The sequence below is a fragment of the Pseudomonas sp. NPDC089407 genome, from assembly GCF_044900445.1.
In the GTDB taxonomy this organism is placed as follows: domain Bacteria; phylum Pseudomonadota; class Gammaproteobacteria; order Pseudomonadales; family Pseudomonadaceae; genus Aquipseudomonas.
On the sequence record NZ_JBJDNB010000001.1, the window covers coordinates 192,454 to 219,045 of the forward strand.

General features: G+C 63.7%; 27 protein-coding genes. 13 read left to right on the plus strand and 14 right to left on the minus strand.

Annotated features, from left to right (window positions below; genetic code table 11):
* Positions 1–250 precede the first annotated feature (250 nt).
* The 3 genes from ACI2KG_RS01060 (at position 251) to ACI2KG_RS01070 (ending at position 1,969) form a co-directional block, all read left to right on the plus strand.
* Entirely contained in the window at positions 251–631 is a 381-nt protein-coding gene (locus tag ACI2KG_RS01060; RefSeq protein WP_400616043.1) for a Mor transcription activator family protein, read from the plus strand.
* Positions 632–691: 60 nt separating this feature from the next.
* Entirely contained in the window at positions 692–1,339 is a 648-nt protein-coding gene (locus ACI2KG_RS01065; RefSeq protein ID WP_404660441.1) for a DUF2589 domain-containing protein, read from the plus strand.
* 75 nt (positions 1,340–1,414) lie between these two features.
* The gene (locus tag ACI2KG_RS01070; RefSeq protein WP_404660442.1) at positions 1,415–1,969 is read left to right on the plus strand and encodes a DUF2589 domain-containing protein; all 555 of its coding nucleotides are present in this window, start codon (positions 1,415–1,417) and stop codon (positions 1,967–1,969) included.
* Between the two features lie 19 nt (positions 1,970–1,988).
* On the opposite strand, the gene ACI2KG_RS01075 is transcribed toward ACI2KG_RS01070, so the two are convergent.
* The 3 genes from ACI2KG_RS01075 to ACI2KG_RS01085 are packed head-to-tail and all read right to left on the minus strand — an operon-like array spanning position 1,989 to position 8,105.
* Entirely contained in the window at positions 1,989–5,663 is a 3,675-nt protein-coding gene (locus tag ACI2KG_RS01075) for a translocation/assembly module TamB domain-containing protein (RefSeq protein WP_404660443.1), read from the minus strand.
* Positions 5,660–7,402: an autotransporter assembly complex family protein gene (locus tag ACI2KG_RS01080; protein WP_404660444.1), complete on the minus strand. Its 1,743-nt coding sequence runs from the start codon at positions 7,400–7,402 to the stop codon at positions 5,660–5,662. The genes ACI2KG_RS01075 and ACI2KG_RS01080 overlap by 4 nt, the downstream gene beginning before the upstream one ends.
* Positions 7,403–7,454: 52 nt before the next feature.
* Positions 7,455–8,105, minus strand: coding sequence for a GNAT family N-acetyltransferase (locus tag ACI2KG_RS01085; RefSeq protein ID WP_404660445.1), 651 nt, complete (start codon positions 8,103–8,105; stop codon positions 7,455–7,457).
* Positions 8,106–8,271: 166 nt separating this feature from the next.
* On the opposite strand from ACI2KG_RS01085, the gene xthA reads away from it, so the two are divergent.
* Entirely contained in the window at positions 8,272–9,084 is an 813-nt protein-coding gene (gene xthA, locus ACI2KG_RS01090) for an exodeoxyribonuclease III (RefSeq protein ID WP_400616056.1), read from the plus strand.
* 386 nt (positions 9,085–9,470) lie between these two features.
* Here the strand turns inward: xthA and ACI2KG_RS01095 are convergent, their stop codons facing one another.
* Both ACI2KG_RS01095 and ACI2KG_RS01100 read right to left on the minus strand, forming a co-directional pair.
* Positions 9,471–10,223 carry an anti-sigma factor family protein gene (locus tag ACI2KG_RS01095; protein WP_404660446.1) on the minus strand — a complete coding sequence of 251 codons (753 nt, stop codon included), beginning with the start codon at positions 10,221–10,223 and terminating at the stop codon, positions 9,471–9,473.
* Positions 10,220–10,741, minus strand: a complete 522-nt coding sequence (locus ACI2KG_RS01100; protein ID WP_201203885.1) for a sigma-70 family RNA polymerase sigma factor — start codon at positions 10,739–10,741, stop codon at positions 10,220–10,222. The genes ACI2KG_RS01095 and ACI2KG_RS01100 overlap by 4 nt, the downstream gene beginning before the upstream one ends.
* Before the next feature lie 123 nt (positions 10,742–10,864).
* Here ACI2KG_RS01100 and ACI2KG_RS01105 point away from each other — a divergent pair, with 123 nt between their 5' ends.
* The 4 genes from ACI2KG_RS01105 (at position 10,865) to ACI2KG_RS01120 (ending at position 14,365) form a co-directional block, all read left to right on the plus strand.
* Positions 10,865–11,917, plus strand: coding sequence for a catalase family peroxidase (locus ACI2KG_RS01105; protein ID WP_404660601.1), 1,053 nt, complete (start codon positions 10,865–10,867; stop codon positions 11,915–11,917).
* Entirely contained in the window at positions 11,914–12,447 is a 534-nt protein-coding gene (locus tag ACI2KG_RS01110) for a cytochrome b (RefSeq protein ID WP_404660447.1), read from the plus strand. Before ACI2KG_RS01105 ends, ACI2KG_RS01110 begins: the two co-directional genes overlap by 4 nt.
* Positions 12,448–12,532: 85 nt before the next feature.
* Positions 12,533–13,738 carry an MFS transporter gene (locus ACI2KG_RS01115; protein ID WP_404660448.1) on the plus strand — a complete coding sequence of 402 codons (1,206 nt, stop codon included), beginning with the start codon at positions 12,533–12,535 and terminating at the stop codon, positions 13,736–13,738.
* Between the two features lie 81 nt (positions 13,739–13,819).
* Positions 13,820–14,365: a cupin domain-containing protein gene (locus tag ACI2KG_RS01120; protein ID WP_003248033.1), complete on the plus strand. Its 546-nt coding sequence runs from the start codon at positions 13,820–13,822 to the stop codon at positions 14,363–14,365.
* Positions 14,366–14,503: 138 nt separating this feature from the next.
* Here ACI2KG_RS01120 and ACI2KG_RS01125 read toward each other — a convergent pair whose 3' ends face one another.
* Both ACI2KG_RS01125 and ACI2KG_RS01130 read right to left on the minus strand, forming a co-directional pair.
* Positions 14,504–15,118, minus strand: coding sequence for a 2-hydroxychromene-2-carboxylate isomerase (locus ACI2KG_RS01125; RefSeq protein ID WP_404660449.1), 615 nt, complete (start codon positions 15,116–15,118; stop codon positions 14,504–14,506).
* A 30-nt stretch (positions 15,119–15,148) separates the two neighbouring features.
* The gene (locus tag ACI2KG_RS01130; RefSeq protein WP_404660450.1) at positions 15,149–15,880 is read right to left on the minus strand and encodes an SDR family oxidoreductase; all 732 of its coding nucleotides are present in this window, start codon (positions 15,878–15,880) and stop codon (positions 15,149–15,151) included.
* Positions 15,881–15,969: 89 nt separating this feature from the next.
* Between ACI2KG_RS01130 and ACI2KG_RS01135 the strand changes: the two genes are divergently transcribed.
* The gene (locus tag ACI2KG_RS01135) at positions 15,970–16,533 is read left to right on the plus strand and encodes a TetR/AcrR family transcriptional regulator (RefSeq protein WP_404660451.1); all 564 of its coding nucleotides are present in this window, start codon (positions 15,970–15,972) and stop codon (positions 16,531–16,533) included.
* The gene (locus tag ACI2KG_RS01140) at positions 16,520–17,113 is read left to right on the plus strand and encodes a DUF4157 domain-containing protein (RefSeq protein WP_404660452.1); all 594 of its coding nucleotides are present in this window, start codon (positions 16,520–16,522) and stop codon (positions 17,111–17,113) included. The genes ACI2KG_RS01135 and ACI2KG_RS01140 overlap by 14 nt, the downstream gene beginning before the upstream one ends.
* Positions 17,114–17,281: 168 nt before the next feature.
* Here the strand turns inward: ACI2KG_RS01140 and ACI2KG_RS01145 are convergent, their stop codons facing one another.
* The gene (locus tag ACI2KG_RS01145; RefSeq protein ID WP_404660453.1) at positions 17,282–18,274 is read right to left on the minus strand and encodes a bile acid:sodium symporter family protein; all 993 of its coding nucleotides are present in this window, start codon (positions 18,272–18,274) and stop codon (positions 17,282–17,284) included.
* A gap of 119 nt (positions 18,275–18,393) precedes the next feature.
* Between ACI2KG_RS01145 and ampC the strand changes: the two genes are divergently transcribed.
* Complete coding sequence (gene ampC / locus ACI2KG_RS01150; RefSeq protein WP_404660454.1) at positions 18,394–19,536, plus strand: class C beta-lactamase; 1,143 nt, start codon at positions 18,394–18,396, stop codon at positions 19,534–19,536.
* A gap of 299 nt (positions 19,537–19,835) precedes the next feature.
* On the plus strand, positions 19,836–20,168 hold the full coding sequence (locus ACI2KG_RS01155; RefSeq protein WP_201203907.1) for a hypothetical protein: 333 nt from the start codon (positions 19,836–19,838) through the stop codon (positions 20,166–20,168).
* A gap of 46 nt (positions 20,169–20,214) precedes the next feature.
* Here ACI2KG_RS01155 and ACI2KG_RS01160 read toward each other — a convergent pair whose 3' ends face one another.
* From ACI2KG_RS01160 to ACI2KG_RS01185, 6 genes are all read right to left on the minus strand, one after another.
* On the minus strand, positions 20,215–20,526 hold the full coding sequence (locus tag ACI2KG_RS01160; RefSeq protein ID WP_404660455.1) for a hypothetical protein: 312 nt from the start codon (positions 20,524–20,526) through the stop codon (positions 20,215–20,217).
* Positions 20,527–20,666: 140 nt separating this feature from the next.
* On the minus strand, positions 20,667–20,855 hold the full coding sequence (locus tag ACI2KG_RS01165; RefSeq protein WP_003253897.1) for a hypothetical protein: 189 nt from the start codon (positions 20,853–20,855) through the stop codon (positions 20,667–20,669).
* A 138-nt stretch (positions 20,856–20,993) separates the two neighbouring features.
* On the minus strand, positions 20,994–21,314 hold the full coding sequence (locus ACI2KG_RS01170) for a YbjQ family protein (protein WP_400616084.1): 321 nt from the start codon (positions 21,312–21,314) through the stop codon (positions 20,994–20,996).
* A 195-nt stretch (positions 21,315–21,509) separates the two neighbouring features.
* Positions 21,510–22,394 (minus strand): EamA family transporter, encoded by an 885-nt coding sequence (locus ACI2KG_RS01175; protein ID WP_404660456.1) that lies wholly within the window; start codon positions 22,392–22,394, stop codon positions 21,510–21,512.
* 241 nt (positions 22,395–22,635) lie between these two features.
* Positions 22,636–23,391 carry a class II aldolase/adducin family protein gene (locus ACI2KG_RS01180; RefSeq protein ID WP_404660457.1) on the minus strand — a complete coding sequence of 252 codons (756 nt, stop codon included), beginning with the start codon at positions 23,389–23,391 and terminating at the stop codon, positions 22,636–22,638.
* 23 nt (positions 23,392–23,414) lie between these two features.
* Entirely contained in the window at positions 23,415–24,458 is a 1,044-nt protein-coding gene (locus ACI2KG_RS01185) for an ABC transporter substrate-binding protein (protein ID WP_404660458.1), read from the minus strand.
* A gap of 177 nt (positions 24,459–24,635) precedes the next feature.
* Between ACI2KG_RS01185 and ACI2KG_RS01190 the strand changes: the two genes are divergently transcribed.
* Entirely contained in the window at positions 24,636–26,588 is a 1,953-nt protein-coding gene (locus ACI2KG_RS01190; protein ID WP_404660459.1) for an FAD-dependent oxidoreductase, read from the plus strand.
* Positions 26,589–26,592: the final 4 nt, after the last annotated feature.

The window sequence follows — 26,592 nt, forward strand, 5'->3', positions numbered from 1 at the left end:
GGGTTCCAGGACCCTGACCGCAAAATGGGCGTGAACAGATGAGAAATCACCCGGTGCAGCCAGTTGTCGACGCCGTTTCCTACACGCCCGGATATCGTTGCCTGCAAAACCTGTTCACCGAAGCTACAGCTCCCAACCCATATGCCGCCTAGCGACAGGCCTTGGCTGTCGCACAGAATTTGCTCACACCTTCGACATAACGCCGCGGGTGATCGGGTCGCACATCCCACCCATCCCGAAGGAGCGCCATATGCAACTGCCAGATTTGAGCCAGATCGATATCAGCCAACTGCCCCACTCGCTGCAGGCACTGATCGACTGCATCGGCATCGACAACGCCTACCAGTTGACCTGCGCTTTCGGCGGCAGGCCCAAGTACATCCCCAAGCACCGCGAGCGTACCAAGCTCGCCGACGTGCTACCGGCCGAAGCACTCGATGCACTGATCAAGCGCTATGCCGGCGTCGCCCTTGAGATCCCCAAGGCTGACCACTTCATGCGCCAGCTGCGCAACCAGCAGATCCAGAAAGAAAGCGCCAACGGCTTGTCCCGCAGCCTGTTGGCCAACAAGTACGGCCTGAGCCTGCGCCAGATCGGCAACATCCGGCGCCAGGAGCCTTGCGCTCGCTGACACCCGGGCACCTTGGCCGCCATTGGCGGCCCCTTATCCACTTAGAGAGAACATCCAGATATGTCGATAGACAACAGCCTTATTGGCTCCGTCATCAATGCCCTGCCAATGGACCGCATGATCGCCGGCCCGTTGCAGGCCATGGTCCAGGCGCAGGTTACTGCCAGTAAATCGTATGCCGACTTCCTGATGCAGGTGTGCGTGCAGGATGGCAAAGCAGTCGCCATCCAGTTCGACTACGACGAGACCATCGTCGACGAACAAGGCGAGTACAAGGGCGTGGTCAGCAAGACCATGAAAGTGCCGCTGCTGGCGGCCATCACCCACCCGAACATCTCCATCGACGAAGGCAATGTCGAGTTCGAACTGGTCATCAACCAGATGTCGGAAGATGTATCCAGCAAGGACATGAGCGCAGAAGCCACCGGGTCGCTGGGTTGGGGCCCCTTCAGGCTGAACGTGAAAGGCAGCGTCAGCCACAAGTCCACGCAAACCCGCAAGAGCGATACCCGCGCGCGTTACGCCTTCAATACGACCCTACGGCGCCAGGAGCCACCTGAGGCAATCATGCGCGTGATTGAGTTCCTGACCGACGCTGCGACCAAACCAACCGTCGTCAGCTCCGCCACACTCGAGAGCCCGGACGAAATTTCGCAGAAAGACACCTTGAAAGACCCGGCAGCCGACGCGCCGCCTGCCGGGCCTTGAGCTGATTCGCCCTTCTCGAAACAGCCCTTCAGGCCAGTACCCTGAGGGGCCCCGCCGGACTGAGGAATCAAATCAATGGACAAGTCCCCCGCGCCCATGACTTCCATCGACCTGCGTGAAATCACCCGCGGCCTGCAAGAGGCCGCGAGTGCCACCAACAGCCTGATTGCGCAGCAGTACATCAACCTGTTCGACCAGTTCTTCGAGTGTGACGCCGAAGCCTTGGGCGCGCCCATGAAAGCCAAGATGGTCGAGGTGGCCATGGACGGCCAGCACATCATGCGTGTACCCCTGTTCGCCCTGGTGTCGCCCAAGGGCCTGGCCTTGGAGCGCATGCAGGTCGACCTGTCGGTACGGGTCAAAGGCACCGAAGCGAAGCAGGCGCTGCTGACGGCCAGCGAGAACAAGACCGCCAGCTTCAAGGTCACCATCGGAGGCCAGGGCCGCCAGGGTGACAGCCGTGACCCTGACGAAGTCCAGATCCGCATGCAGTTCCAGGCCAGTGAACCACCCGAAGCACTTAACCGGCTGATCGAGGAGTACACCAACCTGATCGTCCCCGTACGTGCCCCCGCCACGCCACCCTCGCCCAGTACCAATGAGTTCATCGAGGCGGCTACCGTCCGTTGACCGCCACCCCGCTGGCGATCTAGAAGTCGCGTTTGTAGAAGATATCCAGTGAGCTGGCCAGCCCGCTGGCCGCCTCCAGGTAAACCTTCTTGCTCAGCTTGTAGCGCAACGCGATGGTGTTTGCCGGTTCGAACACCCCTACCCCGTAACGCAGGCTCAACTTCTCCGTGAGGTTGCCGCTGGCGACCACACTGGTGGTATTGCCCGAGCCTTCGGTATCCAGTTGGAAGTCGTCGATGCCCAGGCTCGACGCCAGGCTGCCGGTAATACCGGCACTACCGGCCAGGCCCAGGCCCAGTGCCGCTTCGGCAAGCATGTTGTTGTCCTCCCCAGAGGTGCTCAAAGGCCGCCCCAATACCAGGTACGACAACGCCTGCTCCTGGCTCATGGCCGGCTCCGAAAACACTTTGGTGGTCGGCTGTTCGGCGCTGCCGCTCAGGCGAATACCGGCAATCACGTCATCCACCTGGCGGATCGCTTCGATGTCCAGGTAGGGCTGGTCGATCGGCCCGGCAAACAGCAGCCGCGCCCGGCGGATGGTCAGGCGCTGGCCGTAGGCACGGTAGCGGCCATCGGCCAGGCTCAGTTCACCGCGGGTGTCGAGATTATCGCCAATGTGCACATGGCCAAGCAGGTTGGCGGTAAGGCCAAAGCCACTGAACGACAGCTTGTCGCGGCCCACTTCGACGTCGATATCCATGGCCATCGCCATGGGTGGCTTGCCCTCTTCGGTCTGGTGACCAACGATTACCGTGTCATCCGACACCTTGACGGTGGATGGCGGCAGCTCGCGCACCGTGATCTTGCCTTTGGGCACCTGTACCTTGCCGGTGACCGCCAGTTTGTCGTCGATCAGGCGCAAGGTCAGGTCCGGGGCAACTTCCAGCGTGGCATAGGGTTCGACCGTGACCGGCAGTTGCTGGCCTTGCACGCGCACGTCCATGCCCAGCGCCTGGCCCCAGGTGAGGTTGCCACTCAACTGGCCACGCCCGGCCTCGCCACTGCGCCAGTTACCATTAAGTTGCACTTGCTCGCCGGCAATCTGCGCCTGCAATGACAAATCCTGCAGGCTGGCAGGCAATTCGGCGCCGCTGACTTCGCCACCGCTGAGCATCAGGTTGCCGTTGACCTGCGGCGCCAGCAACGTGCCCGACAGCTGACCACTGCCATTGAGCTGCCCGGCCAGGCGCTCGACCATCGGCACAAATGGCCTGGCCACCGACAGGTCCAGCCCGGCCAGGCGGAAATCACCCGACAGCGGTTTGTTCTTGCCCAGTGGGTCTAGCCGGGTGTTGACGTTCAACTCGCCCAGGCGCTCACCCCGAAACGCCAGGCGCGTATCGATGCGCCGCGGGGCCAGCGTACTGTCCAGGCGCAGGGCCTGGTACGGGAAGTCGACCCAACGGCCTTTGTCGCGCACACGCAGGGTGCCACCACTGGCATCGACCACCACAGTACCCTTGGGGCCACTGGCCGTGATGTCGAGGTTGATGTCGGCATTGAGCAGGCCTTGCCAGGCAAAGTCCTTCGGCAACCATTGCGCCAGGCTTTCCAGCGGAAACTGCTTGAGGTGGTAGCGCAGGCGCGGCTCGGGTGCCAGGCGCTGGTCGTCCCCACACAGGCTGGCCTGGCCCGAGCGCCAGCAGTGGGCACCGAAGTCGAGCTGCCCGCTGGCCAGCCGCTGCAGCCGCGCCGGCGCCTGCAACTGCCAGTCCTGGCCGCCGGCCTGGATTCGCCCACTGGCCAGGCGCCCGCGCCAGTCGCCCTTGTTCAACTGGCCGTCCAGGCCGAGGTCGAGCTTGAGTTGCGGGCCATCCAGCGCCAGGTTCAGTGCCTGTTGGCGGATGTCGCCTTTGCCATTGGCCTGCAACGTGCCCAGCGCCGTGTCACCCAGGTGGATACCGGTAGCCTTGAGGTCGATCACGCCGCGTTGGGCGCTGTCCAGGCGGGCATCCAGGTCCAGCTGCTGCAGGCGGTTTTCCGCCTGGGCCAGGCGCTGGCCCTGCAACGTGAGCGTGCCTTGTGGCGCGTGCAAGGTGCCGGCAACATCCAGCCGGCCTTTGACCTGGCCTTGCAGGCGCGGCCACAGCTGGCCCAGGCGGGGCAGGTCGAGGTCGATTCGCCCGGCCAGGCGCTGCTGCAGGCTGCCACTGCCGTTGATGCGATTGTCACCCAGCTGAATCGCCAGTGCGCCCAAGGTCCAGCTCTGCCCTGCCCCTTGGGCCTCGGCCTTGAGTACGGCCGGCTGGCCGCGCAGGCGCCCCTTGAGGTCAAGCTGGGCTTCAAGAGAGAGCACATCCCCCTTCATTTCGCCTTTGCTGCGCAGCGGCCCTGCCAGCGTGCCTGGCAATTCGGCCAGCCAGTAGGCCGGGTCGAGTGCAGAGAGCTGCAGGTCGACATCCCAGGCCAGGTTGTCAGCAAAACGTACGGCAACACTGCCGGCGGCCTTGCCCTGGCCTGCCGTCAGCGCCAGTTGCGGCAGTTTCACCTGGCTCAGGTCGCCTTCGAACGGGCTGGCCAGGCTGAACGCCCCGGCCGGGCCGTCCAGGTCACCGTTGAAGGTGCCCGTGTATTTGCCATCTCGATAATGCACCTGGGTATTGAAGCGTTTAAGGGTGACCTCGGGCGGGGTTTCCAGAGGGTACAGGCGCAGCCACGGAAAGTCTTGCCAGTCCAGTTGCGCATCAGCAGCCAGGCCTTGCTGCCAGTCGGCCGTGGCTTGCAGCTTGACGCGCTGGGTGTCGCTGGCAGTGAGATCCAGAGCATCAAGCTTTGCGCCCTTGCTGTCGACCAGGCCGGACAACGCCAAGGCGATCGGCGATTGTTCTGCCGGCAGGCTGGCCGTGCCTGACAGCTGGTAACCTTTGAGCAGGTCGCCTTTGGCGTCGAGCTTGAGCTGGTTCAGCTGCAAAGTATCAGGCAAGGAGCCGGCCGGTTTGAAGGCTTCCGAACGGATCTGCAAAGTCGCTGGCAGGTGCTCGGCCAACGCCTGCAATTGCCCGCTCAGTGTGGCGTCAAGGTAACCGCTGCTGGTACCGGCAAGTGTCAGGGTCTTTTGCAACTCGCCTTCGGCATTCAACGCCAGCTGCCAGGGTTTGCCCTCTACCGCAGGCAGTTGCAGCTGGGCCTGGAGCTTTACCGGCCAGTCACCTTCAGGTTGGATATCGCCCTGAAGGTTCAGCTGCAGGTCATCGCGTTGCAGGTGCAGGCTGTCGATGCGCATGCCGCTGTTGGTCCAGTGCGCCGCAAGCTGCACGTCGCCCAGCAGGTCGCTGCCATCCAGGCGCAGCTGGCCAATCTGTACCTCGCCCAGTTCGATGGCCAATGGCAAGCGCAGACTCGGCAATTGCAGCGGGCTATTGTCGGCCGGCTCGGTACTCGGGGCATACGCCATGTCGATGCGTTGTGCCTGCAAGCGGTCGATGCACAAGGTGGCGCGCAGCAGGCAGGCAGGCGACCAGGCCAACAGCGGTGCCTGTACCTCGACCTTGCTGCCAGCATCGGCCCAGCTCAGCCGGCTGGCTTGCCAACTGCCCGCCAGACGCCCCTGGAAGTCGGTTACCTCAAGCCCGGGCACCTTGCCCAGTGCCCAGCGGCTGCCGGCCTCTGTGCCCAGCAGCAGGCCGAGTGCCAGGCCCAGGCTCGCGACAACCCCAAGCAGGCCCAGCAAAATGTATTTGATCACGCGTTTCACAGCTCAGGCCCCATGGAAAAGTGCAGGCGAATGCCCCCGTCGTCGTCCAGTGCCTTGGCCAGGTCGAGGCGTAGCGGCCCGACCGGCGACACCCAGCGCACACCAAAACCGACGCCGGTCTTGAGGGTGGGCAGTTCCAGGTCGTTGAACGAGTTGCCTTGGTCAACGAACGTTGCAACCCGCCACTTTTCGGTCAGCGAATACTGGTACTCGACACTCCCGGCCACCAGGTAGCGCCCGCCAATGCGGTCGCCGTCGCTGTTCTTCGGCGACAGGGTCTGGTAGTCGTAACCGCGCACGCTCTGGTCGCCACCGGCGAAGAAACGCAGCGACGGCGGAATGTTGTTCTTGAAGCCATTGGTCGCGCTGCCACCCAACTGCACGCGGCCAAGCAAGCGGTGGTTGTGGCCGAGCGTGGTCAGGCCCTTGAGCAATACGTTGCCGTGCAACAGGTTGGTATCGGAGACGAGCCCTTCCTTGGCCACCTGTGCGTCGAACTGCAGGCGGTAGCCGTTGTGCGGGTCGATACGGTTGTCACTGCGCAGGAACGAGTAACTGATGCCGGGCATCAGCAGGTTGCTCAACCCGGCGTCATCACCCAGCCGATATTCTTCGCGCTGGTACTTGAGCGAAATGACCCGCTGCCAGCCGCTGGGCAGCTTGCTGTGCCACTCGGGGCCAACCGTCAGCAGCTTGCTCAGGGTGTCGGTACCGGCAAGCTCCTCATTCTGGTAGCCGCCGGCAAAGCGCAGCTTGTCGGTCAGCGGCGGGTCGAGGGGGATGTCATACCACAGGCCGACGTTTTGCCGCGGCGCCGACAGTTCGGTCTCCCAGCCATAGCTGTGGCCTTGCGGGTTGACCCAGTGGCGGGTCCAGTTGGCCTTGCCGCGCGGCCCAACGTCGGTCGAGAAACCCAGGCCAAGGCCCATGGTACGGGGTTTGCGGGTTTCCAGGTGGACATCCACCGGTACTTCTTCACCGACAGCGGCAGTGGGTGCTGCATCGACGCGCACACCTTCGAAATAGCCGCTCGACTGCAGGTCATTGTTCAGTTCAGCGATCAGTTCCGAGTCGTAGGGGGTACCCGGCTTGAACGACACCATGCGCTGCAGCAGGTCGTCATCCAGCGGCGTGTCGCCACCGAAAGTGACAGCGCCCAGGCGATAGCGTGGGCCGCTTTGGTAAACCAGTTCGATATCGGCCACGCCCGCCTGAGGGTCGACCGCCAAGCGCTGGCTGCTGAAGCGGCCACTGAAGAAGCCGTAGCGCGATGCCTGGTTCTGGATCAGCCGCTTGGCATCTTCGTACAGGCCGTGGTTGAGTTGCTCGCCGGCACGCAGCGCCTTGCTGTCGGGGAGGCGAAAGGCCTTCATTTCGCTGGCCGGGCCATCGATGCGCACGGCCACATTGCGCAGGCGAATGGGCTCGCCCGGGTTGATGTTGATGATCAGTTGGGGGGAATGGTCGGCGTCCTTGGCAGGCTTGACCTCGGTATCGATCTGCGCCTGATAGTAGCCAAGTGCCTGCGCGGCTTTGCGCGCCTGCTCCTCTGCCCCGCGACTGAAGCGCAGCAGCGCTTCTTCATCGCGGTCCCCCAAAGTGCCTATATAGCCTTCGACATTGGCCTTGAGCGCCTTGTTGGCCGGTTTAACCTTCACCAGCAACTCGCTCTGGCCCCATGCTGCAAAACTGGCGGCCCAGAAAACCAGGCCCCAGGTCAATCTTCCTGAATACGTCATGCGGCAAATGCTACCAGACCCGAACGCTCAAGGGAGCCGCCTTGCGGCCTGTTCAGGCAAAAGCGGAATTCGAAGAGACCGGGTTGGGATGAAAGAACACCCGCTCCCGGATTGGTCCTACAGCGACCTCGCCAATTTCCTCATAGCCTTGACGTTGGTAAAACGCCAGATAGTGCTCATTGCCAGTGTCCAGCACCACCCCTTGGGTACCTGGGTCTTCCGCGCACGAGTCGTGCACAGCTTGTAACAATTGCTCGCCGTAGTGCTTGCCCTGAAACTGCGGATGCACACCTAGTAACGGCAGAACGTGTACCTGATCGGTAGGCAGGCAGGTGGCGAGGGCAGCCTGGTAGTCCATGTAACGCCGGGTACAGCGCGGGCCGGTACCGAGGACCATGCGCAGGCGCCAGGCCCAGCTGTCAGCCACACCCAAACGGCGCAGCGGCGGCACGATCAGGGCCACAGCGATCAGGCGATCGTCCAGCAACAGGCCGATGGCAGGCAATTGCAGGTAGAAGTGCTGCCGCACCCATTCGCGCACCATTACCCGCAAGCGCCGCTCGTAGCCAGGGCGCTGGGCCTCGAAGATATAGGCAAAGGTAGGCTCGTGGCGGTAGGCGTTGTACAGCAGCGAACGCGCCTCGCGGCTGTAGCCGTCATCGAGCAGGCAGACACGGGCCGGGGCGGCTGTGGTTTCGGGCATTGCGGGCAGACCTCCTGGAATGGGCGTACTGTGCCTTGGAGGTTCCCCACCGCGCTTCGTTCCCCCCCACACCACAGCACGTTAGCAGCCGGCTCGCAAACCCGCCACGCTGGTGATGCAGGGCAATGTCGGCTAGCATCGCGCCTTTTACCGGGATTGTCTTTCCATGAAGATCGTCTGTTTCAACATCAACGGCCTGCGTGCCCGCCCGCACCAGTTGGCGGCGCTGATCGAAAAGCACCAGCCAGACGTTATCGGCCTGCAGGAAACCAAGGTCAGCGACGATCAGTTCCCACTGGCCGATGTGCAGGCACTGGGTTACCACGTGCACTATCACGGCCAGAAAGGCCATTACGGCGTCGCCCTGCTCTCGCGCCAGGCGCCGTTGAGCTTGCACAAAGGTTTTGCCAGTGATGAAGAAGACGCCCAGCGCCGCTTCATCTGGGGCACCTTCGCCGATGCCCAGGGCAACCCGATCACTATCATGAACGGCTATTTCCCCCAAGGTGAAAGCCGCGACCACCCCACCAAGTTCCCGGCCAAGCAACGCTTCTACAGCGACCTGCAAGCGCTGCTGGAGGGCCAGTTCCGCAATGATCAGCCGGTGCTGGTGATGGGCGACATGAACATCTCGCCGCAGGACTGCGACATCGGCATCGGCCCGGACAATGCCAAGCGCTGGCTGAAGACCGGCAAGTGCAGCTTCCTGCCCGAAGAGCGTGAGTGGATGGAACGCTTGAAAGGCTGGGGTTTGGTGGACAGCTTCCGCCACCTGTACCCGGACGTGAGCGACCGTTTCAGCTGGTTCGATTACCGCAGCCGCGGCTTTGAAGACGACCCCAAACGCGGCCTGCGCATCGACCTGATCATGGCCTCGCAGGCGCTGGTGCCGCGGATCAAGGCGGCGGGTGTGGACTATGAACTGCGCGGGATGGAAAAGCCTTCGGACCATGCGCCGATCTGGTTGGAGTTGAGCTGAGTTTGGTGGTGAAGCCCCAGGGTGCATGCCTCGGGTGCATGCCTCGGGTGCATGCCTCGGATGCATGCCTTGGAGGTTGTGGTGCCTATCAGATCGAGCGCCGCCCGCGCGGCGCTTCGCGGGGCAAGCCCGCTCCCACATCTGTTTCGGGCCAATTATTCCTGTGCCTTGGCGCGCGCACCCTGGGTGCATGGCTTGAGATTGACGAAGAGCAGTGGTGCAGCCGATATCGAATGGAACAAACAAGGCGGGCAGAGGAGACCTCACAGGAGTGATTGGCCCGAAACAGATGTGGGAGCGGGCTTGCCCCGCGAAGCGCCGCGCGGGCGGCGCTCGATCTCCCAGACACCAAAAAACCCGAGGCAGGCACCCTTACCCCCTCTCACTCACAACCCCAACCGCAACGCCTCCCCCAGCCCTGCCCCGCGCACATCGTCCGCTGCGCTGACCAACGCAAAATTGTAGGCCCCATGCGACCAATAGCGCGCCTCCAGCTGGCCATCAACTCGCTGCCCGTTCGGCATGCGCTGGTACTGCTCGCTGGGTGAGCGCATGAACAGGCTGATCCGCTGGCCCTTGCCATCTTCAAAAACCAGCAACGCCGCCGGCCCTTGTTCGTTGCTGAGTAAACGCGCACCCACCGGTTTGAACCCATAGCCCGCCAGGTCCGGCAACTGGCCCACACGGCTGAAATGCCGCCCCAACCAGTCGCGCAACGGCCCCGGGTCGCTGGCCTGGATGTCCAGCGCCTGGCTGGCGGCGAACAACCGGTGCGCCTGCACGGCATCGGCCATCGGCAGATCGACCCGCGCCAGCGTCGCACCGCGCATTTGCCAGCCGCCCAGGCCACCGATGCCTACCGCCAGCAGCAACACCGCAGCGGTTGCCCAGCGCCGCTGACGGCGCTGGCGCAACTGCCGGCGCAACGGGCCCAGCTCCAGTGGCGTGGCGCCGGGCTGTTCGCCAAACCCGGCCAATGCCGCACGCAGCCGGCGGGCATCGGCGCGCCAGCCCTCCACCCGCGCCGCTGCCTGCGGGTTGGCGGCCAGCCAGGCCTGCACCTCGGCACGGCGCACAGGCTCCAGACGCTCATCGACGTAAGCGTGCAATTCGTCTTCGCTGGGGATCAGGCGCGTCATTTCAGTCTCCGCAAGGCCGGTGGCTGGGGGTTGCCCTCGGTCAGTTCGCGCAAGGCATTGCGGGCGCGCGACAGGCGCGACATCACAGTGCCGATGGGAATACCCAGGGCCTGGGCGGCCTCCTTGTAGCTCAAACCTTCGATGCTGACCAGCAGCAGCAAGGCACGCTGCTCGGCCGTCAATCGGGCAAACGCCTGCAGGTCGGCCTGGGCCAGGACGATGGCTTCGAGGTTGTCACCAACCGGCTCGTCGTCGCGCTCTGCACGGCCGAACCACGACAACCAGCGGGCATGCAGGCGCTCGCGGCGCTTACCGTCGAGAAACAACCGATAAAGAATGGTGAACAGCCAGGCGCGCAGTGCATCGACGTCGCGCTGCTGGTCGCGCCGGCTGAGCGCCCGCTCGACGGTGGCCTGCACCAGGTCGTCGGCGCTGCCTGGCTCGCGGGTCAACCACACGGCAAAGCGGCGCAGGCGCGCGAGCAGTTCGCGCCATTGGTGGTCGTCCAGGTCGTGCATGGCTAGGTCCCGGCTTCTGGGTTGTCAGTGTAAGGGGCAGACGCCTGTGAACACATTCTATTCCCGCCGAGGGAATAAATTTTTCCCTGCTGCGTCGTACAGGCACCTTCACTGAACCGGACCATAACCATGAACCCACCTCTGCACGGCCCGGCCAAGGCCTTGCGCCTGGCCGCCATCGGCGCCGTGATGCTGGCCGCAGGCGCCGGCTTTGCCTATGCCGCCGGCTGGCTCGGCGAACCGCGGCTGACGCCACAGCGCATCATCGATACCTTCGAGGCCCAGGCCGGGCACTACCCGGGCTACCGCAAGAACCACGCCAAGGGCCTGTGTGTCAGCGGTTACTTCCAACCCAGCGGCCAGGCCGCCAACCTGTCCACGGCACGCGCTTTCAGCCAGCAACGGGTGCCCGTTATCGGCCGTTTCGCCATCGGTGGCGCCAACCCGTTCGCCCCGGACACCGGCATACCGGTACGTAGCCTGGCCATTGAACTGAGCACCGACGATGGCCAGGTCTGGCGCACCGGCATGAACAACCCGCCAGTGCTTGCGGTCAGCACGCCGCAAGGGTTCTACGAGCAGGTGCTGGCCGGCGCCCCGGTGCCGGCCACCGGCAAGCCGGACCCGGCCAAGATGCAGGCATTTTTCGCCGCCCACCCGGAAAGCGCGGCGTTCCGCCAGTGGGCAGCGAGCTACAAGCCCAGCGACAGCTTCGCCAGCACGCAGTACCACAGCATCAATGCGTTTCGCCTGATCGATGCCAGCGGCGCAGCCCACCCGGTGCGCTGGCAGCTTGAGCCACAAGCCGCGTTTGCCGCGCTGCCTGGCCAAGTGGATGACAAGCAGTTCCTGCAACACGACCTGCAGCAACGCCTGGCCCAAGGCCCGTTGCGCTGGACCCTGCGCCTGGTACTGGCCGAGCCGGGGGATGCCGTGGATGACCCTGCCCGCCCCTGGGCTGCCGAGCGGCGCAGCGTCGACGCCGGCACCTTGGTGCTGGAGCAGGTCGACGCCCCTGAGCAAGGGGCCTGCCGCGACATCAATTTCGACCCGCTGATCCTGCCAAAAGGCATCGAAGCCTCCGGCGACCCCATCCTTGCCGCCCGTTCCGCCGCCTATTCGGAATCCTTCAACCGCCGCAGCCGTGAATCGCTCAGCACCGGAGCCCGCCCATGAAACCCGAAGCCTTCCACCCCTTCGCCCGCCTGCTGCACTGGCTGATGGCAGTATTGATTCTGGCCATGCTTTTCATTGGCGTGAGCATGGTGGCCGACCTGTCAACGCGCCACCCCTTGCTGATCAGCCTGCACAAGGCCACCGGCCTGGCCCTGCTGGTGCTGGTGGTGCTGCGCATTGGCGTGCGCCTGGCGGTGCCCCACCCACCCCTGCCGCAAGACCTGCCAGCGCTGCAACGCTGGGCCGCCGGCGCCTCGCACCTGGTGCTCTACGGCCTGATGCTGGCCATGCCGCTGCTGGGCTGGGCCATGCTGTCGGCCGGCGATTACCCACGCCCGCTGGGCTTGCCCGCCATCGCCCCGCACAACCTGCAGCTGTATGCGGTGTTGCGCCAGGCGCATGGCTGGGCCGGTTACCTGTTGTTCGCTACGGTGCTGGTGCATGTGGGCGCGGCATTGATGCACGCGTGGGTGCGCCGGGACGGCGTGTTGCGTAGCATGTGGCCTGGCCCCTTGCACCGCAGTAAATGAGCTGCAGCAGCCCAGGGGTTCGACAATCGATAATAATGCTTAATAAGATCGGTTTTCTATTTGCCGAACTGCCCTGGACTACCCAATGAACGTCGCAAAGGACCCTGCAACCCTTCTACCCGCCAGCACCCTGGACTTGCGTCCACTGCTGCTGGCCAACATGGCCTGTACCATGTCGATGATGGCCTTCGTCGCCCTCATCGGCCCGATCGCCCGCCTGCTTGGCATGGCCACCTGGCAAGCGGGCGCTGCCGTTACCGTGGCCGGCGTGGTCTGGGTGTTGCTCGCCCGCCCCTGGGGCCGTGCGGCAGACCGCCTGGGCCGACGGCGCATCCTGCTGCTGGGCAGCGCCGGTTTCACCCTGGCCTACTGGCTGCTGTGCCTGTTCATCGAGGGGGCGTTGCGCTGGATGCCTGGAGCGACCCTGGCGTTTATCGGCTTGATGGTCGCACGCGGTTGCATCGGCGCCTTCTACGCCGCCATCCCGGTCGGCTGCAACGCGCTGATCGCCGACCATGTCGAACCGCAACGCCGCGCGCGGGCCATGGCCTCGCTCGGGGCAGCCAACGCCATCGGCCTGGTGGTCGGCCCTGCCCTGGCTGCGCTGTTGGCGCGGCATAGCCTGAGCCTGCCGTTCCATATCATGTCGCTGCTGCCGGCTTGCGCCTTCGTTGTGCTGCTGTTCACCCTGAAACCCCAGGCGCTCCCCCACAGCCATGCGCCGAGCCCGGTACGGCTGAGCGACCCACGCCTGCGCCGGCCATTGCTGGTGGCATTCAGCGCCATGCTCAGCGTGACCGTGTCGCAGATCATCGTCGGCTTCTTCGCCCTTGACCGCCTGCACCTGGGGCCGGCCGAGGCCGCTCAGACTGCCGGCATTGCCCTGACCACGGTGGGCGTGGCGCTGATAATGGCGCAGGTGATATTGCGCCAGCTGGAATGGCCACCGCTGAAGATGATACGGGTTGGCGCGACGGTCTCGGCGCTGGGCTTTGCTTGCGGCTCGCTGGTCACCACGGCGCCTTGGCTATGGGCGTGCTACTTTGTGGCAGCTGCTGGCATGGGGTTTGTGTTTCCGGCCTTCTCGGCACTGGCGGCCAATGCCATGCAGGCTTCCGAGCAAGGCGCCACCGCCGGCTCCATTGGGGCAGCCCAGGGCATGGGCGCGGTGATCGGCCCACTGGCCGGCACCCTGGTGTACGCCGTTGATCCGCGCCTGCCATTCCTGGCCGTAGCGGCACTGTTGCTGCTGGTCGGGCTGTGGCCAATGCCGCGTGAACACAGGGTTTGAGATGCACAGCGCGCAACCGCGCAGAGTGTGTTTTAATGCGCATCGCTCATTATTTTAAACACCTCTGATTACAAGGCGGCTATGGACACGGGGACGCGACTCAAACTGGTGCGTGAACGCAACAACCTCTCCCAACGGGAACTGGCCCGCCGCAGCGGGCTGACCAATTCGACGATTTCGCAGATCGAACAGAATCGCGTCAGCCCTTCGGTCAGCTCCCTGAAAAAACTGCTCGAAGGCATTCCCATGAGCCTGGCGGAGTTTTTCAGCTTCGACGAGCCGGTGCGCGAAGAGCGCTACGTGTTCCGTGGCGGCGAGCAGCCGGACCTGGGCCGCAACGGCCTGCGCATGTTGCTGGTAGGTGCCAGCGTCGAAGGCAGGCAGATGCGGATGCTGCGTGAACTGTATGCACCGGGTGCCGACTCGGGCGAGCCGATCGTGCATGCCGAAGGTGAAGAATGCGGCCTGGTCACCCGTGGCACAGTCGAGTTGTGGGTCGATGGCCAGGTCAGCGTGCTCAACTCGGGCGATGGTTACTATATCCCCACTACCCTGCCGCACAGTTTCAAGAATATCGGCCCGGATGAGGCCGAGATCATCAGCGCCAATACACCGGCGAATTTCTGATTGAATGGGGCTGCTTTGCAGCCCTTCGCGGGCACGCCCGCTCCCACAGGTTGATCGCAGATCTCGTGGATTGCCACGATCCCCGTGAGAGCGGGCGCGCCCGCGAGGGGCCGCACAGCACAGCCTGTGGGAACGCACTCAGCTGGAAACGCTGCTGGCGCCCTGACGCAGTGCTGCCTCGACAAAGTCCAGGCGGTCCTGGCCAAAGAACATCTCATCGCCCACAAAACAGGTGGGTGCGCCAAATACTCCGCGCGACACGGCCGCCTCGGTCGCCTGCCTGAGTGCTGCTTTTACTTCGTCATCCGCCGCGAAGGCGTGAAATAGCTGTGGGTCGAAGCCGCCTTCAGCAAGCGTCTGGTCAAGCACGGCGCTATCGCTCAAGTTGCGGCGCTGCGCGAACAGGCCATTGAACAACACTGCCAGCAACGCCTCGAAGCGCTCCGGCGAGCGCAGCTGGGTACCCACCACACCGCGCATCAGGGTCAAGGTATTGATCGGGAAGCCCGGCGGCAAACCGTACGGCACACCATAGCGCGCCGCAAAGCGCGCCAAGTCGGTAAACAGGTAGCGCCCCTTGGCCGGGATCATTGCCGGTGAGGCATTGCCGGTTGCCTGGAACACACCACCCAGCAACATGGGATGGTAACGCAGCGTGGCACCCTCTCGGGCACACAGCGCAGGCAGTTGGGTCCAGGCCAGGTAACTGGCCGGGCTGCCCAGGTCAAAATGGAAGTCGACAGTCTTGTGCATGCTCGTAGGTCCTTGCGTGGTGATGAGGGTTCACCAGCGTTCCATCCAGGGGCGCAGGTCCAGCTCGAACGTCCAGGCGTCGCGGGGCTGGGTGTGCAGATACCAGTAGCTGTCGGCAATGTGCGCCGGATCGAGGATGCCATCCTGCTCCTTGAGGGCATAGCGCTCGGCGAAGCTGTCACGAATGAAAGCAGTGTCGATGGCGCCGTCCACTACCACATGGGCTACGTGGATGTTGCGTGGCCCCAACTCTCGCGCCATGCTCTGGGCCAAAGCGCGCAGGCCGTGCTTGGCCCCGGCGAAGGCGGCAAAACCGGCTGCGCCACGGGTGCCGGCAGTCGCCCCGGTGAACAAAAGCGTGCCGCGCTCACGCTGGACCATGCGCCGGGCCACCGCCTGAGCAGTGAGAAAGCCGGCAAAGCAAGCCATTTCCCAGATCTTGAAGTATTTGCGCGGGGTTTCATCAAGGATGCTGCAGGGCGCATTGGCGCCGATATTGAAGACAAACGCTTCGATCGGGCCGATATCGCGCTCGATGGTTTCCACCAGCTCGGCCACCTCGTCTTCCTTGCGTGCATCAGAGCCAAAACCATGGGTCTGGCCGCCAGCGGCGCGTATCTCCTCCAGCAACGGCTGCAGCTTGTCCGCCTGGCGCCGGGTTACACAGGCGATGTAGCCCTCGCGGGCAAAGCGCTTGGCTATCTCGCCGCCGGTTGCATCCCCTGCACCAATCACCAGCACCACTTTTTGTTGTTCTGTCATGCCTGCCTCCATTGGTGAATGATCGTTTAGTAAACGAACGCTATGTTATGATCGCGGTCATCGTCAAGCCCGTCTGCAGAGGCATGTGAATGCGCTACTCGAACGAACACAAGCAGCAAACCCGCGAACGATTACTGGCCAGCAGCGGCGCGCTGGCCAAGCGTGGGGGCTTTGCCAGCACCGGGGTGGCCGGGCTGATGAAGGCGATCGGCCTGACCGGCGGTGCTTTCTACAACCACTTCCCGTCCAAGGACGACCTGTTTACCGAAGTGGTGCGCCAGGAGCTCTGCAACAGCCCGCTGGCGCGCCTGGCCAGCCAGGGTGCCAGCCGCGAGCGCTTGGCCCGCTGCCTGCAGCAGTACCTGAGCCTGGCGCATCTGCACAATGCCGAGCATGGCTGCCCGCTGCCGCCCCTTGGGGTGGAAATCGCCCGCGCCGAAGCGCCGGTGCGCGAAGTAGCCGAACACTGGTTATTGCAACTGCATCACGCCTGGAGCACCACCCTGGAGGATGAGCAACTGGCCTGGGTGCTGATCAGCCAGTGCGTAGGGGCATTGCTGGTGGGGCGCATGCTCGCCAGCGAAAGCGTGCAAGCACAGGTGCTGGGTGCTAGCCGCGCGTTTGTCGAACAGGCGCTGCATGAAGCGGATTAGTGCCTTGCTGGGGTTACTGTTGGCTGTACCGGCATTTGCCCAGCAAGCCTGCCCGCCCGGGCAATACCAGGTGTGCCTGATGGGCTGTTTTTGCGCCCCGATCGACCCCGGCCAGGCCGGGCAGATCCTCAAGGATGTCGAGGTCATGGCCTCTTCCAGCCTGACCTACGCCTTGCGTCAGGCCCGTGACGAAGCGACGGCCAGCGGTGTGCAGCCGATCCCGTTGCATATCCGCGCGCAGCTCGAACCCTGGTATGACTTTGCCGTGCTGGATGCGGCTCGCTTTAGGGTGGGTGACGAACAGCAGATGAGCGCAGCCAATGCGCTGCTGCAGAACCCTGACGTGAACGCCGTGACGCTGATCGACACGATCATCTTCCGCCGCAGCAGTGATGCCGAGGACAACGTGGCCTTGTGGGCGCATGAGCTCAAGCATGTGCAGCAGTATCAGCAGTTGGGCGTAGAGGAATTCGCCCGGCGCTATACGCGCAACTACGACGACCTGGAGGGGCCGGCCTACAAGATCGAGGCCGAAGTGGGCAAGGCGTTGCGCGAGCGGGGTTCTGGGCAGGCCCGCTAATCCCAGCCATTGCGCAATCCCGTGTAGGAGCGGCCTTGTGTCGCGATAGGGCTGCACAGCAGCCCCAGAGTTTCCGCACAGATGCAAAAATTGCCGGGGCTGCTCCGCAGCCCATCGCGACGCAAGGCCGCTCCTACACAGGGACCGCGCCAGTGGCCACTGGCGTTATCAGGACGCCGGGCGAGCCTCTTCTGTCACCTGCTCACGGCTGGCATAACGCTGCGCCAGCACCGCACAAACCATCAGCTGAATCTGATGGAACAGCATCAGCGGCAGGATCATTGCGCCAATGCCACTGCCCACGAACAACACCTGGGCCATCGGCACCCCCGTCGCCAGGCTTTTCTTGGAGCCGGCAAACAGGATGGTGATGCGGTCCTCAAGGTCGAAGCCCAGCGCCTTGCTCAGCCAACGAGTGCCAAACAGCACCACCGCCAGCAGGACGCCGCACACCACGAACAGCCCGGCCAGGTGCTGTGGCGACACCGTGTGCCACAGCCCGGTCACCACCGCCTCGCTGAAAGCGGTATACACCACCAGCAGGATCGAGCCTTGGTCCACCACCTTGAGCCAGCGGGCGTTGCGCTTGACCCAGGCGCCAATCCAGCGCCGCGCAATCTGCCCGGCCACGAACGGCACCAGCAGTTGCAGGGTGATCTTCAGTACCGCATCCAGACCAGAGCCGGTGTCGCCACTGGCGCCCAGCAACATCATCACCAGCAACGGGGTGAGGAAGATCCCCAGCAGGCTGGAGGCCGCCGCACTGCAGATAGCTGCCGGAACGTTACCGCGGGCCAGCGAGGTAAAGGCAATGGCCGATTGCACTGTAGCCGGCAAGGCGCACAGATAGAGCACCCCCAGGTACAGCTCATTGCCCACCAGCGGCACGAACAACGGCTTGAACGCCAGGCCCAGCAGCGGGAACAGCACAAAGGTGCAAGAGAACACCAGCAGGTGCAGGCGCCAGTGCCCGGCACCGGCGATGATCGCTTCGCGCGACAGCTTGGCGCCGTGCAGGAAGAACAGCAGGCCGATGGCCAGGTTGGTCAGCCAGCCGAAATACACCGCGCCGTCGCCCGAGCAAGGCAGCACGGTGGCGATAAAGACCACCCCGAGCAAGGCCAGGGTGAAGTTGTCGAATAACATGCGCAAATACTTCATCAGAGTTTCCGTCTTGTCATTGTGCAAGGGCAGACGATAAGGTTTTCGGCTTTACGCCGCTAACGCCGGAAGCCCCGGCGGTATCGCCCAACGGACACGCTCCATACAAGGACTCGCCCATGCCCCTTCTTCGCCTGGCCGCAGTTGCAGCCGCCATCACCCTCACCTTGGGCCATGCCAGCGCGCAGGCCGATGACCAGTTGCAGGCCAAGGTCGACCAGATCATCCGCCCGTTGATGCAGGAACAAGGCATCACCGGCATGGCCGTGGCCATCTATGCCCGCGATCACGCCCACTACTTCAGTTATGGCGTGGCCAGCAAGGCCGACCAGGTGCCGGTAAGCCGTGACACGCTGTTCGAGATCGGTTCGCTGAGCAAGACCTACACCGCCACCTTGGCCGCGCTGGCCAGTGCAGAAGGCAAGCTGGACCTTGAAGCCCCGGCAAAGCGCTATCACCCGGCACTGGCCGGGACGCCGATCGGCGATGCGACCGTTCTGGAACTGGGCGCCTACAGCGCCGACTGCCTGCCGTTGCAGTTCCCGGATGCGGTGCAGACACCGCAACAGGTGGTCGATTTTTTCCGCCACTGGCAACCTCGCGCCAAACCCGGCACCCAGCGTTGCTACTCGAACCCCAGCCTGGGCCTGTTCGGTGACTTGGCAGCCCGCGCGCAGCACCAACCGTTTGCCACGCTGATGACCGACGGGCTGCTGGCGCAAATGGGCCTGGAAAACACTTACCTGCAGGTTCCAGCCAGCGCCCAAGGGCTTTATGCCCAGGGCTACGACGCCGCCGACAAGCCAGTGCGCGTAGGCCCCGGCCCTTACGCCGACGAGGCCTACGGCATCAAGACCAGCGCCAGCGACCTGCTGCGCTACGTGCGCCTGCACATGCAGCCGCAGGGCCTGCCAGCGGCGCTGGTGAAAGCCACGGCCATTACCCGGCAAGGCTACTTCCAGATCGGCGCCATGGCTCAAGGCCTGGGCTGGGAGCGCTACCCCTACCCGGTCACGCTGAGCACGCTGGTCGATGGCAACAGCCCACGGCTGATCCGTGAGCCGCAGGCAACCACACGCCTGCAACCTGCCCTGCCAGCGCTGGCGGCGGCCTGGTACAACAAGACCGGCTCAACCAACGGCTTCGGCGCCTATGCCGCCTTTGTGCCCAATGAACAACTGGCCGTGGTACTGCTGGCCAATCGAAACTACCCCAACGAAGCACGCGTACGCGCGGCCTTCGACATCCTCTCGGGCTTGTAGTGCGCAGGCGGATTGTCGAACAAAACAACACTTTGTAGTGCCAAAAAATATTCACTACAAAATGGTTGACGCCGTTCATCGCCCTTGTGCATGATGAAGCCGTCTCCCTGATCGGGAGCGGTGGCAAGGGTGTTCCAGACGGCCTGCGCGGTAACGCAGGCCGTCCGTGGAGAGGGAACTGTCCAAAAGGCAGCGTGAGAAAGCCCCTGTTGCGATGCTGCTGTAGCAGCCTTGGTAGTGCGCTACACCGTGGTAGCGCCAACTGTGAAAATCACCTACGAATGGGTAATGGGGGCTTTATGATGAACTTGAACAACAATCCGACTCTCGACCAATTGGCCCAGCTGTTCGCCGTACGCAAGGACAGCCTTGACGACCATTTGCTGTGGGTTAGCCAAACCGGTGAAGTGCGCCTCGACCGCCTGCCACCGAATACCATCGAAGATGAATTTGAAGAGCACCTGCCCAGCATGCGTGCCCGCTTCAAGGTCTACCGCCGTGGCCAGGGCTACGTCGGCAAGAAAGCCGCCGCCGACACCGAGTTCGTTGGCCGCGTGCTGCAGACCCTGCAACAAGAATGGCCCGCTGCCCGTGAGCAGCAGGCAGTCAAGGTGATCGAGCCGCTGAACTGAGGGTTCGCACCCTTACCAGAGCCCGGCCTGTATAGGCCGGGCTTTTTCATACCTGGCGCCGCCGCAGGCGGCTTTCCGGCAAGGGCAAGGCACCCGTCGCCATGGCCCGGGCGCGGTCGACGCCCCACACCAGCGCACGTGTCATGGTCTCGCCTGGCCGTGCGGGGTAATACTCCTCCAGCAATGCCCGCCCATCCCCGCCATACAGCCCCAGGAACAACTGCGTTGCACCCAGCCGCGACAAGCGCACCTGTACATCCAGTGTGGTGCCGTCGCTGAGGGCTTCGTCGTGGCTGCGGCTGTGCAAATGGGCGTCAGCCCATTGCCAATAGGTCTCTTCCCTGACTCGCATGCGCATTCAATCCTCCGTTGCAGGAATGCCGCGCCAGAAAACCACAGCCTCGACCATTCGGCGAGTGCTACCCGGCATTACCATGAGGCGGATCAACGAATGGCAATAAAAACCCCGCCATTGGGCGGGGCGATGCGGGGGCGGGATCACTTCTTCAGCGGTACCCGCGGCATGAAGCGGCCCTTTTTGCTGCGCTGCAGGTGTGCAGGCTGGAGCTGTTCGGAATCATCCAGCGTCATGTGGGCGAACCCAAGGCGGAATGCCGCCTGGCCGCAACGCACCTGGCTGTTGATCGGGAACGCATCGTTCAGGTCTTCGAAAAAGGATTCGCTCATGCCCTGTGTCCCTCCAGTGGCGGTCGCGCCGGCAACCAGAAGAGTTGCCCAACAAACGCGGCCCCTGAGACTGAGACTAGCCGGTCATTTGCAGACCACCCGGACAAGAACCAGATAGCCGACCAGTGGCAAAGTGCCCTACTTCAGGCGCACAGCTGTGCCAGTGGCAAATACCACAACCATGCCGCCCTGAACGGACGGCATGCTGATCTCGAAATCCACGCCCACTACGGCATCGGCTTGCAACTGGCGTGCCCGCGCCTTGAGCTCTTCGGTGGCTTGCTCGCGGGCCTCGCGCAGCGCGCTTTCCAGGGTTTGCGAACGGCCACCGAAGACATCGCGAACACGTGTGAAGAAATCGCGCACGAAGTTGATGCCCTGCACCGATTCGGAGCTGACTACGCCCAGGTATTCGGCAATCGGGCGGCCTTCGAGCTGGCTGGTGGTGGAAATGATCATGGGGTGCTCCGTTGGCCTGGTGACAAAAGAGGCCGATTCTAACAAATCACATTGGCCAGGCAGGTATGCACTGCGTTTGTAGGAGCGGGTTCACCCGCGAAGCTGACGACGCGGTGGATGGCACCGGCTTCGCCGGTGTTCGCGGCTAAAGCCGCTCCTACATGGGACTGCGTCAGCGTCTGAATGCGCGTTTACTCAGGCGCTGGCTGCCCGCAAACGCTGGCCGATACGTGCGCCAAACACGTTCACCAGCAAACCGGCCATCACCAGCAAGGCGCCCCAGCCCTGGGTTGCTGTTAGCCGTTCGCCCAACAGCAGTGCCGACGAGCTCAAGCCGATCACGGGCACCAGTAACGAAAACGGTGCCACTTTGCCTGCCGGGTGGCGTGACAGCAGCTTGCTCCACAGGCTGTAGCCCAGCATGGTGGCAACAAAAGCCAGGTAGGCCAGCGCCAGCACCGAGCTCCAACTGATATTGGCCAGGGCATGGCCTATCCGCTCCGGCCCTTCCAGCCCCCAGGACAACGCCAGGAACGGCAGTGGCGGGATCAACCCGCCCCAGATCACCAGTGCCACCAGGTCAACCGAGCCAAAGCGCCGGGTAATGATGTTGCCCATTCCCCACATGGCGCCGCCACACAACGTCAACACCAGCGCCAGCATCGGCACATGGCCGCCGTCTTCGCTGCCGATCAGGGCCAGGCCACTGGCCGCGACCAGCAACCCCAGTACGCTGGCCAGGCGCAACCGCTCACCCAGGAACAATGCAGCAAAACCGAGGGTGAAAAATGCTTGTGATTGCAGAATCAGCGAGGCCAGCCCAGGCGGCATGCCGCTATACATGGCCTGGAACAAGAAAGCGAACTGACCCAGCGAGATAGTCGCGCCATAGGCGATCAGCCAGCGCCACGGCAGTTTCGGCCGTTTGACCAGCAAAATCGCCGGGAACGCCACCAGCAAGAAGCGCAATGCCCCCAGCAACATCGGCGGCAAACCGTCGAGGCCAACCTTGATGACCACGAAGTTGACTCCCCAGGCGACAATCACCACCAGGGCGATGAGCAGGTCCTTGAGCGGCATTGCGACTTCCTTCTGCAGGCTTTTGTAGACATATTTCGTTACAGCATAAGGCTATTCCTTTCGTGGGGACCAGCACAGTTCTCGCCAAGGGTTGCATGTAGGAGCGGCCTTGTGTCGCGAAAGGGTTGCGCAGCGGCCCCAGAATCTCAGCTTCGCCGCATAAAGAGCCGGGGCCGCTGCGCGGCCCTTTCGCGACACAAGGCCGCTCCTACAACGGACCGCGCCAGCATGGTGGAACGGGTCAGTCCCTGTAACCAGGCGCCACCCGCTCCAACAGCCGCAACAACGCCGCCCAAGCCAACTGCAACGCGTCCGGATCGGCCAGCTCACCCTGCTTCAACCCCCTCCCCGGCGCGTTGAACTGCTGCTCGGTATGCGCGCATACCTCAACAGCGGGGAGTACCATCTGCCCGGCACTCTGCGCCGCCAGCTGAATCTCGCACGCCTTCTCCAGGTAAAACATACGCAGGAACGCTTCGGCAACGCTGCGCCCGGTGGTCAGCAGGCCGTGGTTACGCAGGATCATCACCGGCTTGTCCCCCAGGTCGGCCGCCAGTCGCTGCTGTTCATCCATGTCCAGCGCGATGCCTTCGTAGGTGTGGTAAGCCACCTTGCCGTAAAACTCCATGGACATCTGATTGACCGGCAACAACCCACACTCCAGCGCCGCCACCGCACAACCCGCGCGGGTATGCGTGTGCAGCACACACTGGGCATCTTCACGGGCGGCGTGGATTGCGCTGTGAATGACGAACCCGGCCGGGTTGACCGGGTGCGGCGTGGGTTCGACCGGCCTCCCCTGCAGGTCGATCTTCACCAGGCTCGAGGCGGTGATCTCGTCGAACAGCAGGCCATACGGGTTGATCAGGAAGTGATGCTCCGGCCCCGGCAGGCGCAGGGAGATGTGGGTGAAGATCAGATCACTCATGCGGAAATGGGCAATCAGCCGGTAGCAGGCCGCCAGTTCCTGGCGCAGGCTTTGTTCGCTTGCAGTCATTGTCGATGTCCCTGTGCTGAAGGCTACTTGGTGGCCCAGGCATTGAAGCGTTGCTCCAGTTCTTCGCCATGATCGACCCAGAACTCTACATTCATCGCCAAGGCCCCCTGCAGGTTTTGCGGCGATGTGGGCACCCAGCTGGCCAGCGCAGGGTCAAGCTTTGCCGCTGCCTGTGTGTTGGTTGGCCCATAGGGAATCTGCTGCACATAACGCACCTGGGTGTCCGGCTGGTTGGCATAGGCGATCAGCCGCTTGGCCTGGTCGACATGCTTCGAGCCCTTGATGATGGCCCAGTAGTCCATGCCATACAGGCTACCCGGCCAAACCACTGCCAACGGGCTGCCCTGCTGCGCAGCCACGGCGATCCGCCCGCTGTAGGTCGAAGTCATCACCACGTCGCCAGCGGTCAGCCATTGTGCGGGCTGCGCGCCGGCATCCCACCACTGGATGTAGGGCTTGAGTTCCGTGAGTTTGGCAAAGGCCCGCTCGACGCCGGCCGGCGTCGACAGCACCTGGTAAACGTCCTCGACCTTGACCCCGTCAGCCAGCAGGGCGAACTCCAGGTTGTACACCGCACGCTTGCGCAGGCCACGCTTGCCCGGGTACTTGCTGACGTCCCAGAAGTCGGCCCACGAAGCCGGCGCCTGGGCCAGCTTGTTGCGGTCATAGGCAATGGCCACGCTCCACACCAGCGCCGCCGACCCACAATCCTGTGCGGCATCAGGCACCAGTTCGCCTACATGGCCCAGGCGCTGCCAATCCAAATGCTCGTAGATACCTTCGTCACAGCCACGCATCAGGTCGGGGCCTTCGATCTGCACGACGTCCCAGTCGACATTGCCGGTATCGGCCATGACCTGGATCCGCGCCATTTCTCCGTTGTACTCGCTCTGGATCAGCTTGCTGCCGTCCTGGGCACTGAAGGGTGTGAAGATCGCCTCGTCCTGGGCCTTCTGGCCGGCGCCGCCGTAACCGACCACGACCATCTGCGGCGCAGCTTGCGCATTGCCCAGGCCAAGGGCCAGCAAGGCGGCAAAAAGGCCGGTCACACGTGGAAATAACTGCATGCGGGTTTCCTCCTGACGGTGCCGCGTAGGCCCGTTTTCTTGTTGTTGTGAGGTCACGCCCTCGCGGTGAGGGTGAAGAAAACCTAGTCGGGCACCAGTAAAAAAACAAGTTGATTTTTTACTGAAGCTACACTTTCATAAACAAAACAAGAACAACAGCGCACCGGAGCTGCCTGTATGCAGAACGCCTTCCCCCACCTGTTTGAACACCTGCAAATCCGCGGCAAGCGCTTGAAGAACCGCATCATGTCCACCGGCCATGACACCTGCCTGCCCACCGACAACCTGGTCAACGACAAGTTGATCGCCTACCAGCGCGATCGCGCAGCGGGTGGCGTTGGCCTGATCGTGCTGCAGGTTGCCGGGGTACACGACAGCGCCCGCTACACCTCGCATGTGCTGATGGCCACCGACGATGCCTGCATCGAAGGCTATCGCCAGCTTGCCGAGGCCTGCCATGAACACGGCACCGTGGTGCTGTCGCAATTGTTTCACCCCGGGCGGGAGATCATGGAATCGGCTGACGGCCTGCTAGCAGTGGCTTACTCGGCCTCTGCGGTACCCAACGAACGCTTCCGGGTCATGCCACGCGCCCTCGACCAGGCCATGATTGACGAGATCGTTCAGGGCTATGCCAGTGCGGCCCGCCGCCTGCACCAGGCCGGGCTGGACGGCGTCGAAGTAGTCGCCAGCCATGGCTACCTGCCGGCGCAGTTCCTCAACCCACGGGTCAACCTGCGCACCGATGGCTACAACGGCAACCTCGAACAACGCCTGCGGTTCTTGCGCGAAGTGCTGGCCGCTGTGCGCGCCGCCACCGACGAGCAGTTCATCATCGGCCTGCGCATCAGCGCCGACGAGCGCGATAGCCAGGGCCTGAGCGAAGACGAGTCGCTGGCTGCCGCCGTTGCCTTGCAGGGCCAGCTCGACTACCTGCACATCGTCGCCGGCACCTCGGCTTCGCTCGGCGGCGCCGTGCATATCGTCCCGCCCATGGCCATCGAGCCCGCCTACCTGGCCCGCGAGGCGGGTACCTTCAAGCAGCAACTGGATATCCCGCTGTTCGTTACCGGGCGCATCAACCAGCCCCAGGAAGCCGAACTGATCCTGGCGCGCGGCCAGGCCGATGTATGCGGCATGACCCGGGCGCTGATCTGCGACCCGTCAATGCCGAACAAGACCGAGCGGGGCCAGGTCGAGGACGTACGGGCCTGCATCGCCTGCAACCAGGCGTGTATCGGTCACTTCCATCGTGGCCTGGCCATTTCCTGCATCCAGCGCCCGGAAACCGGGCGGGAGCTGCAGTACGGGCAGCTCAAGCGCACTGAATCGCCCAAGCGCATCCTGATCGCCGGCGGCGGGCCGGCCGGCATGAAGGCCGCCGCCGTGGCTGCCGCACGCGGGCACCAGGTGACACTGTACGAGGCCGGCCCGCAGCTGGGTGGCCAGGTGTTGCTGGCGCAGTTGCTGCCACGGCGCAGCGAGTTCGGCGGGGCCAGCACCAACCTGCAGCGGGAAATGGCCCTGGCCGGTGTGGAAGTTGTGCGCAACACCCGCGTCGACCGCGCCCTGGTCGAACGCGAGCGCCCTGACCTGGTCATTGCCGCGACGGGCGCCACACCCTACTGGCCAGCATTCGAGCGCACCGGTGAGCTGCAGGTAGTGGATGCCTGGCAAGTGCTACGCAATGAAGTGAAGCTGGGCCGCTCGGTACTGGTGGTCGACTGGCGCTGCGACTGGATCGGCCCCGGTATCGCCGAGCGACTGGTTCGCGAGGGCCATCAGGTGCAGTTGGCGGTCAACGGTACGCATTGCGGCGAAAGCCTGCCGCTGTATGTGCGCGACCAACTGGCCGGTGAACTGCATCGCCTGGGCATCCCCTTCACCCCCTATGCCCGCCTGTATGGCAGCGACGACAACACGGTGTACCTGCAGCACACCGCCAGCGGCGAACCGATGATCTTCGAAGGCATCGACACCTTGGTGCTGTGCCTGGGCCATCAGCCGGAAGACCGCCTGGCCAGCGAACTGGCAGGCCTGGTAGAGGTACGGCGGATTGGCGACTGCCTGGCACCGCGTACCGCCGAAGAAGCGATTCACGATGGCCTGACGGTTGCCTGGGCGCTTTGAGGCT